General features: G+C 53.1%; 15 protein-coding genes. 11 read left to right on the top strand and 4 right to left on the bottom strand.

Going from position 1 to position 18,272, the window contains the following annotated elements:
- The 6 genes from mepS to yejF all read left to right on the top strand — a co-directional run.
- A partial coding sequence (gene mepS, locus AC1DUO_RS01220) for a bifunctional murein DD-endopeptidase/murein LD-carboxypeptidase (protein ID WP_477986264.1) occupies positions 1–444 on the top strand: 444 nt, incomplete at its 5' end.
- A 165-nt stretch (positions 445–609) separates the two neighbouring features.
- Positions 610–2,193 (top strand): cyclic di-GMP phosphodiesterase, encoded by a 1,584-nt coding sequence (locus AC1DUO_RS01225; protein ID WP_232829700.1) that lies wholly within the window; start codon positions 610–612, stop codon positions 2,191–2,193.
- Positions 2,194–2,387: 194 nt separating this feature from the next.
- A complete protein-coding gene (locus AC1DUO_RS01230; protein WP_477986266.1) occupies positions 2,388–4,193 on the top strand; it encodes an extracellular solute-binding protein in 1,806 nt (601 codons plus the stop codon).
- Between the two features lie 10 nt (positions 4,194–4,203).
- A complete protein-coding gene (yejB, locus tag AC1DUO_RS01235) occupies positions 4,204–5,298 on the top strand; it encodes a microcin C ABC transporter permease YejB (RefSeq protein WP_013574649.1) in 1,095 nt (364 codons plus the stop codon).
- The gene (locus tag AC1DUO_RS01240) at positions 5,298–6,341 is read left to right on the top strand and encodes an ABC transporter permease (RefSeq protein ID WP_477986269.1); all 1,044 of its coding nucleotides are present in this window, start codon (positions 5,298–5,300) and stop codon (positions 6,339–6,341) included. Before yejB ends, AC1DUO_RS01240 begins: the two co-directional genes overlap by 1 nt.
- A 1-nt stretch (position 6,342) precedes the next feature.
- A complete protein-coding gene (yejF, locus tag AC1DUO_RS01245; protein WP_037036151.1) occupies positions 6,343–7,965 on the top strand; it encodes a microcin C ABC transporter ATP-binding protein YejF in 1,623 nt (540 codons plus the stop codon).
- Between the two features lie 43 nt (positions 7,966–8,008).
- Here the strand turns inward: yejF and AC1DUO_RS01250 are convergent, their stop codons facing one another.
- Positions 8,009–8,353 carry a YejG family protein gene (locus tag AC1DUO_RS01250; RefSeq protein ID WP_015689537.1) on the bottom strand — a complete coding sequence of 115 codons (345 nt, stop codon included), beginning with the start codon at positions 8,351–8,353 and terminating at the stop codon, positions 8,009–8,011.
- Between the two features lie 676 nt (positions 8,354–9,029).
- On the opposite strand from AC1DUO_RS01250, the gene AC1DUO_RS01255 reads away from it, so the two are divergent.
- From AC1DUO_RS01255 to AC1DUO_RS01265, 3 genes are read left to right on the top strand one after another with little or no spacing between them, the layout of a single operon-like run.
- On the top strand, positions 9,030–9,647 hold the full coding sequence (locus AC1DUO_RS01255) for a sorbitol dehydrogenase family protein (RefSeq protein ID WP_477986271.1): 618 nt from the start codon (positions 9,030–9,032) through the stop codon (positions 9,645–9,647).
- On the top strand, positions 9,647–11,302 hold the full coding sequence (locus tag AC1DUO_RS01260) for a GMC family oxidoreductase (RefSeq protein ID WP_112151188.1): 1,656 nt from the start codon (positions 9,647–9,649) through the stop codon (positions 11,300–11,302). Before AC1DUO_RS01255 ends, AC1DUO_RS01260 begins: the two co-directional genes overlap by 1 nt.
- Positions 11,299–12,702: a cytochrome c gene (locus AC1DUO_RS01265; RefSeq protein WP_112151189.1), complete on the top strand. Its 1,404-nt coding sequence runs from the start codon at positions 11,299–11,301 to the stop codon at positions 12,700–12,702. Before AC1DUO_RS01260 ends, AC1DUO_RS01265 begins: the two co-directional genes overlap by 4 nt.
- 61 nt (positions 12,703–12,763) lie before the next feature.
- Here the strand turns inward: AC1DUO_RS01265 and AC1DUO_RS01270 are convergent, their stop codons facing one another.
- Together AC1DUO_RS01270 and idnO are read right to left on the bottom strand one after the other, a co-directional pair.
- Complete coding sequence (locus AC1DUO_RS01270; protein ID WP_477986274.1) at positions 12,764–13,507, bottom strand: SDR family oxidoreductase; 744 nt, start codon at positions 13,505–13,507, stop codon at positions 12,764–12,766.
- An 8-nt stretch (positions 13,508–13,515) separates the two neighbouring features.
- Positions 13,516–14,280 (bottom strand): gluconate 5-dehydrogenase, encoded by a 765-nt coding sequence (gene idnO, locus AC1DUO_RS01275; RefSeq protein WP_217244214.1) that lies wholly within the window; start codon positions 14,278–14,280, stop codon positions 13,516–13,518.
- Between the two features lie 205 nt (positions 14,281–14,485).
- Between idnO and AC1DUO_RS01280 the strand changes: the two genes are divergently transcribed.
- The gene (locus AC1DUO_RS01280; protein WP_013574640.1) at positions 14,486–15,469 is read left to right on the top strand and encodes a LacI family DNA-binding transcriptional regulator; all 984 of its coding nucleotides are present in this window, start codon (positions 14,486–14,488) and stop codon (positions 15,467–15,469) included.
- A gap of 175 nt (positions 15,470–15,644) precedes the next feature.
- A complete protein-coding gene (locus AC1DUO_RS01285; protein ID WP_037036162.1) occupies positions 15,645–16,997 on the top strand; it encodes an MFS transporter in 1,353 nt (450 codons plus the stop codon).
- A gap of 45 nt (positions 16,998–17,042) precedes the next feature.
- Here the strand turns inward: AC1DUO_RS01285 and AC1DUO_RS01290 are convergent, their stop codons facing one another.
- Positions 17,043–18,248, bottom strand: coding sequence for a Bcr/CflA family multidrug efflux MFS transporter (locus AC1DUO_RS01290; RefSeq protein WP_013574638.1), 1,206 nt, complete (start codon positions 18,246–18,248; stop codon positions 17,043–17,045).
- Positions 18,249–18,272 lie beyond the last annotated feature (24 nt).

Genomic DNA, 18,272 nt, shown 5'->3' on the forward strand with positions numbered 1-18,272 from the left:
GTAAATGGCAATGATGGCCTTCTACTGCAAGCCTCTCAGGATGAATTCGAAGCAATGGTTCGCAACGTCAACGTTAAATCCAAAATTATGGATCAGTACGCTGGCTGGAAAGGCGTTCGTTATCGGTTGGGCGGTGACAGCAAGCGTGGTATCGATTGCTCAGCGTTCGTTCAGGTAACATTCCGCGAACAATTTGGTATGGATTTACCTCGTTCAACCTATGAACAGGAAGAGAAAGGCAAGAAAATCCAGCGCACGAAACTGCGTCCGGGTGATCTGGTTCTGTTCCGTGCGGGTTCAACAGGCCGTCACGTCGGCATTTATTTAGGTAACGATCAGTTTGTACATGCATCCACCAGCAACGGTGTGATGATTTCAAATCTGAAAGAGTCCTACTGGAATGCACGTTATCGTGAAGCAAGACGAGTTTTAGCTAACGGCTGATCCCGTTACCTTATGATTTAGTTCTTGTTGTCCTATGCCAAGCGAATAAAAAAACGTCATCTTTGGATGGCGTTTTTTTATGCCTGTAATAAAGTATATGAAGTGTCTGTTGATTTTTTGACGACGTTATTCTTTTATTTCCTCTGCGCGAAAAGGGCAAAACATATGGGTTTAAAAACGGCGTTAACACACACCGTATTGCCCAAACATCTGTATTTAAAGAGAAGCCTGCTTTTTTCAGCCCTGTTTTTCATTTTATTTATCGCAGTTACCCTCACCGTTATTAAAACCAACAATCTCCGCGAACAAAATGAAATCGCGCAACGAACGGCACAATTTACTGCTGATTATCTGCGCCAGTTAACCGACACGATGCACAGAATCGGACTGCTCACGACGGAATCCTGCCATTCCATTGCCGGGGAATTAAACCGTGACGTCGCATTCAGCATGGGTGTTCGTGATTTTCAGCTGGTGCGTAATGGCATCGTTTTTTGTTCCTCGGCTTCCGGTAATCAGCACATTCCTGTAAACAGTACCCTGCATGACCTCGAATTTGATAACAACATGAGTATCGGACTGCAGATGGGCACCCCTGCCGTCCCGAACCGCGCGGTGATCCTTATATGGCAGCGTAACCCCGGTGCAACGGACGATGGCGTGATAGCAACGCTGGAACTGACGTTGTCGCCGTATATGCTTTTTGCGCAGCCAGGTTCCGGCTACCGGGGTTTTGCACTGCTGGTGGGAAAGAGCGCACTGATTTCTTCTCAGGCCGGTCTGATCAAGATCAGTGATTTGCCCCGCAGCCATTTTACTCAAGTCAAAATAGATAATTATCCTTTCAGCATTCGTCTCTACTCTCCTTCCCTGACCCGCGATAACATACTCTTTACGTTCTCAGGCGGCCTGCTGCTTAGCCTGCTGGTTTGCGCGCTGATTTACCACAGCCTGCTGAACCGCCATAACGTTGAGCGTGAGGTTCTGCGCGGGCTGAAAAATAAAGAATTCTTTGTTGAATATCAGCCGGTTATCGACTCAAAGAGCCTGAAGGTGACTGGCGTTGAAGCCCTGCTGCGCTGGCAGCACCCCATTGAGGGGCCCATTCCGCCCGATGTTTTTATCAGCTATGCTGAAAATCAGGGGCTTATCGTCGACCTGACTCAACATATGATGGCTCTGGTGGCAGCGGACGCCCATACCTTGCAGCACGCTTTTCCCGGTCCGGGCAAACTCAGTATCAACATTTCTCCTCACCACATGAACAAAATCAGCTTTCATGACGATGTGATGAATTTTATTGAAGCGTTACCTGAGAATGCTTTCCAGGTGGTATTCGAAATTACAGAACGTGGAATGATTGATACACAAGGTGCATTACGGGAATTTAACTGGCTGCGCCGCCATAAGATTGAAATAGCCATTGACGATTTTGGCACCGGCCATAGCGCGCTGATCTATCTTGAGAAGTTCACGCTGGATTATCTGAAAATTGACCGCGGCTTTGTCATGTCGATTGATCAGAACACCCTGATCGCCCCGGTGCTGGATACCGTCCTTAAACTCACGGAAGAACTGAAGATCAAAACCGTAGCCGAAGGCGTCGAAACCCAGATGCAGGCGGAGTATCTGCGCAATCACGGCGTGACCTATTTACAGGGATATCTGTACAGCAAATCGCTCGGTGTTCCTGAGCTGCTGGACTTTATACGTGATTTCAATGAGAAAGAAGCCACCTGGCAGATTTGACCTGCATCAGTCCCGCATCTTTTGTTCCATTTTTCTTTTAGGCGTCTGCATCCGGTTGTGATAAAAAGGCCAAAATCAGGGACGAAACCGAAGAGTCGTGCGTGACAAAATCTTTGCTTTCAATTGATTAATATCGAAATAGCCCGCGGTAATGCCGCATTATGCTGTCGTCATCACAGGAGTGCAGATTCAGGATGTTTTCTCGCGTTTTTGCCGGTGTGCTGTGCCTGCTGAGTCTCAGCGCACAAGCTGAAGTCATACAGGACAGTTACGCGTTCGCCATATTAGGCGAGCCCAAGTATGTCTCAAACTTCACCAGTTTTGACTACGTCAATCCTGCCGCCCCGAAAGGCGGTCAGATCACACTGGCGGCCATTGGTACTTACGACAACTTCAACCGCTTCGCGTCTCGCGGTAATCCGGCTGCGCGCAGCGGCTCGCTTTACGACAGCCTGTTTACCACCTCCAGCGATGAGATTGGCAGTTATTATCCGCTGATCGCCGATTCTGCCCGTTATGACAGCCAGTACCGTTGGGTCGAAGTGGATATCAATCCGCGCGCCCGTTTCAACGACAATACCCCGATTACCGCCAGTGATGTGGCCTTCAGCTTCCGAAAATTCATGACCGAAGGCGTACCGCAATTTCGCGTGGTGTATAAAGGTGTGGAAGTAAAAGCCATTTCGCGCCTGACAGTACGCATGGTGTTGCCGAAAGCGGATAAAGACATGATGCTCGGCCTGCTCGGTTTGCCGATTTTGCCGCAGACATTCTGGGAAAAGAATAAATTCAATGAACCGCTGAGTACACCGCCGCCGGGCAGCGGGCCTTACCGCATCAGCGATTACAAACTCGGTCAGTACATCACCTATTCCCGCGTGCCGGATTACTGGGCGGCCAATTTGCCCGTCAACCGGGGCCGCTATAATTTTGACACCATCCGCTACGACTATTACCTCGACGACAATGTGGCGCTGGAGGCGTTTAAGTCCGGCGCGTTTGATTTCCGCATGGAAACCTCGCCGAAAAATTGGGCGACGCAATATCAGGGCGGTAATTTCAGCAAAAACTTTATCGTTAAAGCTGATGTGGAAAATCAGGCAGCGCAGGATACCCGCTGGCTGGCATTCAATATCCATCGCCCGCAATTCGCCGACCGCAAGGTGCGCGAAGCCATCACTTTGGCTTTTGATTTTGACTGGATGAACAAGGCGCTGTATTTCGGGGCGTATCAGCGGGTGAACAGTTACTTCCAGAATACCGACTACGCGGCAAAAGATTATCCGAACTCCGCAGAACTGGCGTGGCTGGGGCCGCTGAAAGGCCAAGTGCCGCCTGAAGTCTTTAGCGCGCTGTATCAGCCACCCGGCTCTGACGGCACCGGTAATGACCGCGCAAATCTGCTGAAAGCCACCGCATTACTGAAAGAAGCGGGCTGGGAAGTGAAAAATCAGGTGCTGGTGAATGGCAAAACCGGTAAGCCGTTTACCTTCGAGCTGCTGTTACCTGGCGGCGGGAATTCACAGTACGTCTTGCCGTTCAAGCATAATTTACAGCGACTGGGCATTAAGATGTCGATCCGTGAAGTGGATAATTCGCAGTTCGTGCGCCGTATGCGCCAGCGTGATTACGATATGCTGCCGACGGTTTATCCCGCCACGTCGTATCCGAGCAGCGATTTGCAGATTTACTGGAACAGTAAATATCTCGATTCCACCTATAACAAATCAGGTGTCAGCGATCCGGCCATTGACAAGCTGACCGACGAAATCGCCGCCAATCAGGGCAAACCTGATGCCCTGTTGTCGCTGGGCCATGCGCTCGACCGTGTGCTGACGTGGAATATGCTGATGATCCCAATGTGGTATACCCATCACGAGCGCTACGCTTACTGGGATAAATTCTCGATGCCAGCCGTCACCCCATCCAACGGAATGGAACTCGACACATGGTGGTACGACGTTAACCGCGCAGCCCGTTTACCTGCGCAACGCCGCTGAGGAGCATACTGTGGCCGCCTATCTTTTAAGACGACTGCTTCTGGTGATCCCCACGTTGTGGGCGATCATCACCATTAACTTTTTTATTGTGCAGATTGCTCCCGGCGGTCCGGTTGATCAGGCGATTGCCGCTATTGAAATGGGGCAGTCAGGCGGTTTACCGGGTGCCAGCGCGGGCAGCGGAAATGGCAAAGCGTCGCCGGGTTTAGCGCAGTTTGGTGAAGGTCAGTATCGCGGCGCACGGGGCCTGGATCCGGAAGTCATTGCCGAAATCACCCACCGCTTCGGCTTCGATAAACCGCTGCATGTGCGTTATTTCGAGATGTTATCCAACTATGTTCGCTTTAATTTTGGCGACAGTCTGTTCCGCGGCTCATCCGTTATGGGACTGGTGAAAAGCGCGCTGCCGGTTTCCGTTACCATCGGCCTGTGGAGCACGCTGATTATCTACCTGGTGTCGATCCCGCTCGGGATCCGCAAAGCGGTGCGCAACGGCACGAAATTCGATACCTGGAGCAGCTCCGTCATTATTGTCGGTTATGCCGTTCCCTCTTTCCTGTTTGCCATCTTATTGATTGTGCTATTCACCGGCGGCAGTTATCTCGACTGGTTCCCGCTGCGCGGCCTGACGTCGCCGAATTTCGATACCCTGCCGTGGTACGGCAAAGTAACAGATTACCTCTGGCACATCACATTGCCGGTGCTGGCGACGGTGATTGGCGGGTTTGCGACCCTGACGATGCTGACCAAAAACTCGTTCATGGATGAAGTCGGTAAACAATATGTGGTGACTGCGCGCGCGAAAGGGCTGAACGAAAAACAAATTTTGTACCGGCACGTTTTTCGCAACGCGATGCTGCTGGTGATCGCCGGTTTCCCGGCGACTTTTATCAGCATGTTTTTCACCGGTTCATTACTGATTGAAGTGATGTTTTCATTACAGGGGTTGGGATTGCTGGGCTACGATGCCATTGTGCAGCGCGATTTCCCGGTGATTTTCGGCACGCTGTATGTTTTCACGCTGATTGGTTTGCTGCTCAATATCGTCAGCGACATCACTTACACGCTGGTTGACCCGCGTATCGATTTTGAGGGCCGCCAGTAATGAGCCTTTTTAAACTGAACTCCGTCAGTCAGGCGCGCTGGGCGCGTTTTTGCCAGAACCGCCGTGGTTACTGGTCGCTGTGGATTTTCATGGTGATGCTGATCCTGGTGCTGTTATCCAACGTACTGGCAAATGATAAACCGCTGCTGGCACGCTATCAGGGGCATCTCTATGTGCCGTTTCTGGTGAATTACAGCGAAACGACGTTTGGCGGAGAGCTGGAAACGCCGGCCGATTATCAGGATCCGTTTGTTGTGCGCCAGATTGAAGACCACGGCTGGGCGATTTGGGCACCGATCCGCAGCAGTTATAACTCCATTAACTTTTCTACCGCGCAGCCCTTCCCTTCACCGCCTTCTTCTCAAAACTGGCTGGGCACCGACAGTAACGGGCATGATGTGCTGGCGCAAATCCTTTACGGGTTGCGGATTTCGCTGTTCTTCGGCGTTCTGCTGACGGCGATGACCTCGGTGATTGGCATGATTGTCGGTGCCACGCAGGGCTATTACGGCGGATTAATCGATTTGCTCGGGCAGCGCTTTATCGAAGTGTGGTCGAGCATTCCCACGCTGTTCCTGATTATTATTCTGGCCAGCGTGGTGCAACCCAACTTCTGGTGGCTGCTGTTGATCACCGTACTTTCCGGCTGGATGATGCTGGTCAGCGTGGTGCGCGCCGAATTCCTGCGTACCCGTAACTTTGATTATATCCGCGCCGCGCAGGCGATGGGCGTCAGCGACCGCGCTATCATGTGGCGTCATATGCTGCCTAATGCGATGGTCGCCACGCTGACCTATCTGCCGTTTATCCTATGCGGCTCGATCACCACACTGACGTCACTGGATTTTCTCGGTTTCGGCCTGCCGCTGGGCTCGCCATCGCTGGGTACACTGCTGATGGAAGGGAAGAATAATTTGCAGGCGCCGTGGCTGGGGATCAGCGCTTTCGTGGTGCTGGCCGCGCTGCTGTCATTATTGATTTTCATTGGTGAAGCCGTTCGCGATGCCTTCAATCCGTCCGCACACCATAATGAGGTGCTCTGAAATGACAGACGCTGCGTTATCCGCCCCGTTACTGCAAATCAAAAATCTCAGCGTCGCATTCCGTCAGGGAAAACAGCAACGTGAAGTGGTCAGCAATGTATCGCTCGATATCCGTGCCGGTGAAACCCTGGCGCTGGTGGGTGAATCCGGCTCCGGCAAAAGCGTCACTGCGCTGTCAGTGTTGCGTCTGCTGCCCTCTTCCGTGGTCTATCCGCAAGGCGACATTCTGTTTGCTGGCCAATCCTTACTGAACGCAGATGCCAGCACATTGCGCCAGATCCGTGGCAACCAGATTTCGATGATATTTCAGGAACCGATGGTGTCGCTAAATCCGCTGCATACCATCGAAAAACAGCTGACTGAAGTGCTGACGCTGCACCGTAATCTTCACGGTGATGCAGCACGCACTGAAATTCTGCGCTGTCTGGATCGCGTGGGTATTCGTCAGGCAGCCTCGCGCCTGCGGGATTTTCCGCACCAGCTTTCCGGCGGTGAACGCCAGCGCGTGATGATTGCCATGGCGGTGCTAACCAGGCCAAAGCTGCTGATTGCCGATGAACCAACCACCGCGCTGGACGTCTCCGTGCAGGCGCAGATTTTATCGCTGCTCGACGAGCTCAAGCAGGAAATGGGGATGGCGATGCTGTTTATCACCCATAACCTGCGCATAGTGCGCCGTCTGGCAGACACCGTAGCAGTCATGCAACACGGGCGCGTCGTGGAGCAGCAATCACGTACCGCACTTTTCAGTCAGCCTCAGCACCCTTATACCCGCCAGCTGTTACAAGCCGAACCACAGGGTCGCCCGCAGCCGCTGACCGGTAAACCGCCTGTTCTGCTGGATGTGAAAAATCTGGATGTCGGTTTTCCCGTCAAACGCGGCCTGCTGCGTCGCACGGTCGGCATCAAACACGCGGTGAACCAGGTCAGTTTCCAGCTTCGCCGGGGAGAAAGTCTCGGTGTGGTGGGCGAGTCCGGTTCAGGCAAAAGCACCACCGGGCTGGCATTGCTGCGTTTGCTCAAATCGCAAGGGGAAATCTGGTTTGACGGCCAGCCACTGCATGCTTTCTCGCGTAAGAAAATGCTGCCGTTCCGCAGCCGGATTCAGGTGGTGTTTCAGGATCCTTTCTCTGCGTTAAATCCGCGCTTTACCGTCGGGCAAATCATCGCTGAAGGTCTGCTGGTGCATCGCAACGTCAGTGAACAGGCGCGCGATAAAGCAGTGATCCGCGCAATGCAGGAAGTGGGGTTGGATCCGCAATCCCGCCACCGCTACCCGACGGAGTTTTCTGGCGGCCAGCGCCAGCGTATCGCGATCGCCCGTGCGTTAATTTTACAACCGGAAATGCTGATCCTGGATGAACCTACGTCGTCGCTGGATAAATCGGTTCAGGCGCAGATTCTGACCATTTTAAGTGAATTACAGCAACGTCACGGCCTGACATATCTGTTTATCAGTCATGATTTACACGTGGTGCGGGCTTTGTGCCATCAGCTGATGGTGTTGCGAAACGGAGAAGTGGTCGAACAGGGAGAGTGTGAGCAGATTTTTACTGCACCGCAGCAGGCTTATACCCGCGAATTACTGGCCGCGTCAGAGGCTTTCGACACCCACCAGCGCTGAGACGCAGGCAAAACACGCCGGAATGCACCGGGATTGCGGCGTGTCAGAAAGGATAAAGTGCGGTTACAGATTCCGCGATCGCTGCGCCGATATTTTTCAGGCAGCAGAGCGTGGCACTTTCATCTTCACGATGAACGAATAAACACGGCTCGCCGTCGATTTCAACAATCGCCGCTTTTACCTGAATATCTTCTAATGCATCAGTGAGCTGATGCATCACCTGCCAGGCGAATTCGCCCTCATGGCTGAGCAGTTTCAGGCCGATCAGATTGTTATCTTCATCATTACCAGGCAGCGGAATCGGTTCAACTTTGATACCCGCAAAACCTGACAACCAGCGATAACTTTGCGGCAAACGATGTACTACCGAAAGTTGGATATTATTCACGTCGTTCCCCAGACAATGATACATGCAAATTATTTACACGCTGTTTTTACAAAATAGCTACAACCACACTGCTTAAGTTATAGCCGACAGGCTGCTCTTTGCCTACTCTTCGTTCAAATTATTAACATTGAATTAACGTAATAGGATACAAATTGACAGACTGTTGCTAACTTTATGTCTGCTCCCGACCATATTGAGAGGCAGATCTCATTTTGGCTTATTTGTAACCTTTTACGCCTTTATTAACAACCACTTTAATCAATTGTCGCTACCTTTCGATCCTTATTTTTTTACATTTAATATACAAATCAAACTACGTAAACATGACTAATTCCGCACTAAAATGATTATTATCAACAGGATAGTTAAGTCAGAGGAGTTAAGAATGATGCGGTATCGGTTAATTTCATTTTGAAATGAACCTGTTGGTTACATTTTTTATCGTCGCGCATCATACGTTAAAATCTGGATATAATGTTAATAAATCCGCACAATTTGTTTGCACAAATCCCTCTTCTCTGGCTTATCATCCGCATCGTTATAAGTGGTATACCCTATCGGGACAGACATCGGCAAAACTAACCCGCTGATAAATCTCGTATTACGCAAATTATAATAAGAATCAGACAGCGAACTCCCTGCCTTTTGGCAAAAACCCATTCCCAGAGAGAAAGAGATGGAAAACGATCCTTCAATCATTGGAAGCAACACACCCGAAAATGGAACCGGTTTCAGTCGTCGTGAACTCCTCAAAGGCCTGACGTCTGCGATGGTGGCAACTACCCTGCTCGGCTTCCCGTTCCTGAGCCAGGCGGAGAAAGAAACCGCCACGCAGGATCCGGTTATCTTCGGCCAGTTCTACCTGGTATCGCAGGCTATCACTGAACATAAAAATATCAGCGAAGGCTCTTCCGCACAGATTTTCAACGCATTCTATCGCTCACAACCCGACTTCCCTGTTCAGGTCAGCAAACTACACGCGCTGGTGAAACCCGGTCAGGCAGCGAAGGATTTGCAGGAAGTGGCAAAGCAAAACGGTTTGGGTGAACTGGTGACCCGCATCGTCACCGCCTGGTATACTGGCACGGTTGGACATGGAACCGATTCCATTTTAATTGCATACAAAGATGCGCTGATGTATCGCCCGGTCAGTGACGGCCTGATTGTGCCCACTTACTGCGGAAACGGTCCGCTGTACTTCACCGCCGCACCTCCCGCCGCTGCGATGCCTGAATCCATGAATGCTGATCGTTTTACTAATCCTTCTGAAACACATGTTGTGAGCAAAGCCTGATGAAAAAACCAGAATTTACGGCAGACGGTGATGCGTCTGCTGATGTGATTGTTGTCGGTTCCGGTATCGTGGGCGGCATGATTGCCGATCAGCTGGTCAGCCAGGGATATTCCGTTCTGGTGCTGGAAGCAGGTTTGCGCATTGAGCGCGCGCAGGCCGTTGAAAACTGGCGCAACATGCCTTTCGAAAACCGCGCTGGCTCTGACTTCCAGGGGCTTTACCCGCAGTCTGAAAAAGCCCCCGCACCGCTGTACTTCCCGGAAAATAACTACGTCCATCTGACCGGGCCGAGCGCCAGCAGCTTCAAACAAGGTTATCTGCGCACCGTCGGCGGCACCACCTGGCACTGGGCAGCATCCTGCTGGCGTCACGTTCCCAACGATTTCAAAATGAAAACGTTGTACGGCGTGGGCCGCGACTGGCCAATTTCCTATGATGAACTCGAACCTTATTACTGCCGTGCTGAAGAAGAAATCGGCGTAGCCGGTCCGAATGACCCTGAGTTGCAGTCGCCTTCTGAGCGCAGCAAACCCTATCCGATGGAACAGGTGCCTTACGGTTACGGCGACACCCGTTTTGCTGAAATCGTTAACCCGCACGGTTACCGTTCCGTGCCAATTCCGCAGGGTCGCAGTACGCGTCCGTGGAATGGCCGCCCGACCTGTTGTGGCAACAACAACTGCCAGCCAATCTGCCCGATTGGTGCGATGTATAACGGAATTGCGCACGTCGAACGCGCTGAGAACAAAGGTGCCGTGGTACTGGCTGAAGCGGTGGTCTACAAAATTGACACGGATGAAAACAACAATGTGACCGCCGTTCACTGGCTGGATAATCAGAAGAAATCGCATAAAGCGACCGGTAAAGTGTTCGCGCTGGCCTGTAACGGCATCGAGACGCCACGCCTGTTGCTGATGGCCGCTAACGAAAAAAATCCAAACGGTATCGCCAATTCGTCTGATCATGTTGGTCGTAACATGATGGATCACTCCGGTTTCCACTGCACGTTTATCGCCAAAGAGCCGCTGTGGATCGGTCGTGGTCCGGCGCAGAGCAGTTGTCTGGTCGGCCCGCGCGATGGCGATTTCCGCAAAGACTATTCTGCCAACAAAATGATCCTCAACAACATCAGCCGCGTGATCCCTGCGACCTCTAAAGCGTTGCAGATGGGGCTGGTGGGCAAAGAGCTGGATGAGGAAATCCGCCGCCGTTCCATCTTTGGCGTGGATTTGTCCATCAGCCTGGAACCGCTGCCGGATCCAAATAACCGCCTGACACTCAGCACCACCCGTAAAGATCCACACGGTTTGCCATGCCCGGATATTCACTACGATGTCGGGGATTACGTGCGCAAAGGCGCGGAAGCGGCTCACAAGCAGCTTGAGCACATCGGTTCCCTGTTCATGGCTGAAGAATTCAATATCACCACCAGCCTGAACGCCAACAACCACATCATGGGCGGCACCATCATGGGCAGTGATCCGAAAGATTCCGTAGTCAACGGCGAATGCCGCGCACACGACCACGCTAACCTGTGGTTGCCGGGCGGCGGCGCGATCCCGTCCTCCAGCGTGGTGAACAGTACGCTGACTATGGCCGCACTCGGCCTGAAAGCCGCCGATGATATGGCGAAAAAACTGGCAGGTGCCGCATGAAGAAACTTCTCACCGCCTGCCTGCTGAGCGCATCGCTAAGCGGATTCGCCTTCGCTGCGGACAATCAGGCTGAACTGATCCGTCAGGGGCAAGAAGTGGCGACAGCCGCCGACTGTCAGGCCTGCCATACTGCCCCGGAAGGCGGTAAAACGTTTGCCGGTGGCTATGAAATCCATTCACCGATGGGCACGATTTACACCACCAACATCACACCGTCGAAACAGTTCGGTATCGGTAATTACACCGAAGCACAGTTCACCCGCGCGGTGCGGGAAGGCGTTCGCCCTGACGGTGCCAATCTGTATCCGGCCATGCCTTACACTTCCTACAGTCATATGAGCGATGCCGACATGCATGCGCTGTATGTCTATTTCAAAGAGGGTGTGAAGCCGGTCGAACAACCGAATGTTGAAACTGCCCTGCCGTTCCCGTTCAACATGCGTATTGCGATGGCGGGCTGGAACATGATGTATCTCGACAGCACGCCGTTTAAGCCGGATCCGTCGAAAAGTGAACAATGGAACCGCGGTGCGTATCTGGTCAACGGTGCCGGTCACTGTGATACCTGTCATACGCCACGTAACCTGATGATGGGTTCTGTGACCGATAAACCGCTGGCAGGCGGCATGGTCGGCCCGTGGTATGCCCCGAATATCAGCTCGGATCCGGTCAGTGGTATTGGTAACTGGTCGCAACCTCAGCTGGTGGAATACCTGAAAACGGGCCGCACCGCCGGGAAAAACCAGGCAGCGGGCGGTATGGCGGAAGCGGTTCAAAACAGTCTGCAATACATGTCTGACAGTGACCTGAACGCGATTGCTTTCTACCTGAAAAACAGCACGCCGGTGCGTGACCCGCGTGATACGCAGGCGGCGGACACCTTCGGTAAACCGGTGAACGTGGAAGAAGGTTTACGCGGCGCGCACCCGTTTAATGCGAACAAAACCATCGACAACGGTGCGGCACTGTTCAGCGGTTATTGCGCCAGTTGCCACCAGCCGGACGGTTCTGGCAGCGAAAATCAGGCATATCCGTCGCTGTTCAACAATACCGCCACCGGCATGGGTAATGCGTCTAACCTGATTTCCGCCATTCTTTACGGCGTGGATCGACAGGTCGGCGACCATCACGTACTGATGCCGAAATTTGGCGTGGGCTCGTATGTCGGTCAGTTAGATGATCAGCAGATTGCTGACATCTCCAACTACGTGCTGAAAAACTACGGCAATGCGACCATTCAGGTCAGCGCACATGATGTCGCGGTGTTACGCGCAGGCGGTCCGGTGACATTACTGGCGAAACTGCAACCGTTTATGGCTCCTGCAATGGTGGCTGGCGTGATTGTTCTGCTGGTGCTGATTTTCTGGCTTGGCCGGAAACGCAAAACCAAAGCAGCGTAATCCGTACACTGAAATGCAAAACGGCCCTGTTTGGGCCGTTTTTTATATGCGGATCTGAAAACTAACCGCGCCCGACCAGCGGCATGGCGCTCGCCATTACGGTCATGGTCAGCACGTTAGTGTCGAGCGGTAAACCGGCCATAAACGCCACCGCCTCACCGACGCGCTCCACCGGGATCACCGGTTCCTCAGCGATATGTCCGTCCGCCTGCATTCTGCCTGCCAGCGCTTTATTGCCCATATCCGTCGCCGCATTGCCGACATCGATTTGCCCGCAGGCAATGTTGAACGCGCGACCATCGAGCGCGGTGGATTTGGTCAGTCCGGTAATCGCGTGCTTGCTGGCGGTGTACGGCGCAGAATTCGGGCGCGGCGACTGCGCCGAAATCGAACCGTTGTTGATGATACGTCCGCCTTGCGGCGTTTGTTGTTTCATCAGTTTTACCGCCGCCTGCGTACACAAAAAAGCGCCGGTGAGATTGGTATTGATCACCGACAGCCAGTCTTTCACCGGCAGTTGTTCGATCGGCACATCCTTCACGTTATTACCGGCGTTATTGAACAGCAAATCCAGCCGCCCGCAGGTTTCCTGAATATCCTGAAACAGCGCGGCCACCGATTGCGGGCTGGTCACATCCAGCTGACGTGCCACCGCCTGCCCCGGTGTAAACAACGCGACCGCCTGGTCGAGTTTTGCCTTATTACGCCCGGCCAGAATCACTTTAAATCCGATCGCTTCCAGCGCTTTCGCGGCGCTCAGGCCGATACCGCTGCCCCCGCCAGTGATTAATGCGATTTTGTTCATTGGGCCTCCTATACTGCAGCCAGCATGCCGCCATCAATAAAGAGTAAATGACCATTCACGAAATCTGAGGCCTTAGAGGACAGATAAACCGCGCCGCCCACCAGCTCTTCAGGATTGCCCCAGCGTGCAGCCGGCGTGCGTTTACACAGCCATTCGGAGAACTCTTTGTTATCGACCAGCGCCTGGGTCATGTCAGTTTTGAAATAGCCCGGCGCGATGCCGTTCACCTGAATATTGTAGCGTGCCAGTTCAACGCACATGCCACGGGTCAGCATTTTTACCGCGCCCTTTGAAGCGGCGTATGGCGTGATGGTGTCGCGACCCAGCTCGCTTTGCATCGAACCGATATTAATGATTTTGCCGCGCTCGCGTTGGATCATGTAACGCGCCACCGCCTGCGATACCAGGAACACAGATTTCTGGTTTACGGCAATCACGTCGTCCCAGTCTTTTTCCGGAAACTCGGTGAATTTATGACGACGCTGAATACCGGCGTTGTTTACCAGCACATCAATCGGCCCGATGGTGCTTTCGATATGATCAATCGCCTGATTCACCGCCTGACTGCTGGTGACATCAAATGAGACGGCATGGGCGATAAAGCCTTCAGCACGCAGGGCTTCGGCCGCTTTTTGCGTGGATTCCTGTTGTGTACCGTTAACGATAATTTCCGCGCCATGCTGCGCCAGCCCTTTCGCCAGCAGGAAACCCAGACCGCGCGTCGAGCCGGTAATCAGAATCTTTTTATTGTCCAGTGAGAAGAGATTTGTCATGACGTTGGCCTTATTGAACGCTGATTTAAAAAGTTAGCTTCACTACACCGGTTTACCCCGCGCTAAACTGTGATGCAGATCACCTGACGGAATGTTAAAAAACCCTGTTACTCCGGGTGTGATCATCATCATTTTGATAACAATCTCCGGCGCTTTCTGTTTCAATAACAAGGTATATTTGCAGGCCCAATCAGGAAAACTCCGCATGAGAAACCAGCGCGTGACACTACAGGACATCGCCCAACTGGCGGATGTCACGAAGATGACGGTGAGCCGTTTTCTGCGCACGCCGGAAAAGGTGTCTCCTGAAACCCGCGAACGCATCACGAAGGTGATGGAAGAAGTGGGATATCCGCTGGAAGAAGCCCGCGGACCGGCAAAAGCGCCGCGTATCGGCATTTTAGTGCCGTCATTTAACAACCAGATTTTCTCCGACTTACTGGCGGGCATTGAGTCGGTCACTTCCGCGCAGGGCTTTCAGACGCTGGTCGTCAATTACGATTACAGCAAAGAGCGCGAGGAAGAACACATCATTAATCTGCTCGGTTATCAGCTTGCCGGGCTGATCCTCACGGATTCCGTGCATACCCTGAAAGCCGATAAGTATCTGAATGCCGCAGAAATTCCTGTTGCGCAGGTGATGGATCTCGACGATCCGCACGGGCGGATTGCCGTCGGTTTTGATAACCAGCAGGCCGGTTACGATATGGCGAATACGTTGCTCGCCAGCGGCAAAGAACATGTGGTGTATTTCGGTTCGATGTCAGATGCCCGCGACCAGAAGCGTTATCAGGGTTACAGCCGCGCAATGGATGAACGCGGGCTGACGCCGGTGCATATCACGCCTAATAAAGTGTCGTCGGTATCTATCGGTGCGGGCATGCTGGCCATGGCGCGTCAGTTATATCCGCAGACCAACGCTATTTTGTGTACCAATGACGATATTGCCGTCGGCGTGTTACAAGAATGTATCAAACAGGGGATCCGCGTCCCGCAGGATATGGCAATTTCCGGTTTCCACGGACTGGATATCGGCCTCGCCACCACACCATTATTAGCCAGTGTGATCACCCCGCGCTTTGAGATGGGGAAAGTGGTGGCAGAGATATTGCTCAAAAAAATCAGGAACCTGCCGACGATCGAAAGGGTGGATTTGCATTACCGTATTTCCCTCGGCGGCACCATTTAATCCTCCTTTCCCGTCCATTTCTCCCCCTTCGTCCTGCACGCCAACTCCGGTGCAGGATCACGTAAGTGGTAACACCTTTTCTTAACATAATTCAACGTGACTCCTGTCACGAAATACTTTCCTCAAAATGCTTTTATTAAGCCATCACCGGTTACAGGCACACAGAGGAAAGAATATGGATAATAAGATTCCTAAGGCTCGCTGGCTTCGAGTAATAACGCCAATCCTTATCGCTTGCATTATTTCCTTCATGGACAGGGTCAATATTAGTTTCGCCATGCCCGGCGGGATGGACGCGGAATTAGGGATTACCGCTTCAATGGCCGGTCTGGCCGCCGGTATCTTCTTTATCGGCTATTTATTCCTGCAGGTGCCGGGCGGCAGCCTGGCGGTACACGGCAGCGGACGGAAATTCATTGCCTGCTCATTGATTGCCTGGGCGGTGATCTCCATCCTGACCGGCTTTATCACCAATCAGTATCAGCTGTTGTTCCTGCGCTTTGCGCTGGGTGTGGCAGAAGGCGGGATGCTGCCGGTGGTGCTGACGATGGTCAGCAACTGGTTCCCTGATAAAGAACGTGGCCGCGCCAATGCTTACGTGCTGATGTTCGCGCCGCTCGGCGGGATGATCACCGCGCCGTTGTCCGGTTTGATTCTTGATACGCTCGACTGGCGCTGGTTGTTCATCATCGAAGGGGCATTATCTTTCGTGGTGATGATTTTCTGGTGGTTCACCATCAGCGACCGTCCGGAAGAAGCGAAATGGCTGTCAGAGCGTGAACGCGACTATCTGGTGACGGAACTGAACCGCGAACGCGAAGCCCTGAAAGCCCTGGCACCGGTGAATAACGCGCCGCTGAAAGAGGTGTTCCGCAACAAGTCTATCGTCAAACTGATCATCATTAACTTCTTCTATCAGACCGGGATTTACGGCTATACCTTGTGGCTGCCGACCATCCTGAAAAACCTGACCGGCGGTGACATGAGTTCGGTGGGTATGCTGGCGATTATCCCTTACGTCGGCACCATGCTGGGGATCCTGGCGATGTCGGTGCTGTCGGATAAAACCGGTAAGCGTCGTATGTTTATCGCCCTGCCGCTGTGTGGTTTCGCAGCTTGTCTGGCGGCCTCTGTCGCATTTGGCCATAACATCATGGCGGCCTACGGTTTCCTGGTCGGTGCCGGTTTCTTCCTGCAAGCCGCCACCAGCGCCTTCTGGACCATTCCGGGTAAAGTCACCACGCCGGAAGTGGCAGGCAGCGCACGGGGTGTGATCAACGGTCTGGGGAATCTGGGCGGTTTCTGCGGTCCGTATCTGGTCGGCGTGCTGGTCAGTCTCTACGGCCAGAGCACCGCGATTTATGCCCTGGTGGCCTCATTACTGATTGCCGCGGCAGTCACCACGTTGCTGCCAAAAGAGTGCGATATGGCGCTGGTACCGGGGGCGAAGGCCAAAGCCATGGCCGACGAATATGCCCGTGCCAAAGCGGCGCGCCGGGTTCAGGGAGTGAAAGCAGAAGTGATTTAATGCTTAAGCTCTTTCCCCTCTTACGAGGGGAAAGAGCAGTCTGAGTTATGCCGTTTCCGCAGACACTTTCACCGGACGGCTGGCGTAGAGATACAAAAGCGTCGCCGCCAGTATGCAAAACGCCATTGAACCGACCATCGGCCAGGCGCTTTTCGCCGTAAACAGTGACAGCACAGAACCAATCGCCGCACCGGTTCCGAAACGAATCGTGCCAGCCAGTGAAGCGGCTGTACCGGCCATGTGCGGGAAGTCATCCATAATGACGGCCATGGCGTTAGACGTCACCATCGCAATCACACCGACATACCCCGCCACACCGATCACCATCGCCCAGAATGGCAATCCGAAGGTACACACAATCACCAGCCACATCCCCATCGTCAGTTGCACAAACAACCCGAAGCGGAACATTTTCACCGCGCCCGTACGGCGCACGTTACGGCTGTTGATGAGTGTCAGAATGACCAGTGCGACGATGTTCAGCGCAAAGTAAAAGCCGAAGTTCTGCGGCGAAACGCCATTAAGTTCGATGTAAACAAACGGACCGGCGCTGAGGAAAGAGAACATCCCGGCAAATGAGAAACCACTCGCCAGCATATAACTGAGCACACGTTTGTGACGGAACAGGGACGCAAAGTTACCGACGCTGGTACGCAGATGAAATTTCTGCCGTCGTTCCTTGGGCAGTGTCTCTTTGATATAGACGCCCACCAGCGTCGCGGCAATCAGCGCGGCGATGGCCATTGCCCAGAAAATCGCGTGCCAGCTGAATATGGCCATCAGCAAACCACCGAGCATCGGTGCCAGCAGCGGCGCAACCGTCATCACCAGCACCACAAAAGACATCATTCGCGAGAATTCATCTTTGGTGAACATATCGCGCATCAGCGCGTTGATGACCACACTTGCGGCAGCGGCTGCCAGACCGTGCAGGAAACGCATCCAGACCAGTTGCTCGACCGACTGCGCCAGCGCACAGGCACCGGCCGCGACGGCAAAGATCATCACGCCCCAGAAGATAACCGGCTTACGCCCGAGGCTATCCGCCATCGGTCCGTAAAACAGCTGCCCTATTGCAAAACCCAGCACGTAAGCGCTGAGCGTCATTTGCACGCTGCCCGCCGGAACGCCATATTCCTGTGCGATCACGGGCATACTTGGCAGATACATATCGATGGCCAGAGGCATCAGCATCGATATCAATCCCAGGATGAAAATCAGTCCGACGTGGGAGACCGGTTTTTCTTGCACTTTCAGCTGCTCCAGTTATCGAAA

Source organism: Rahnella sp. P4_A8 (assembly GCF_056402435.1).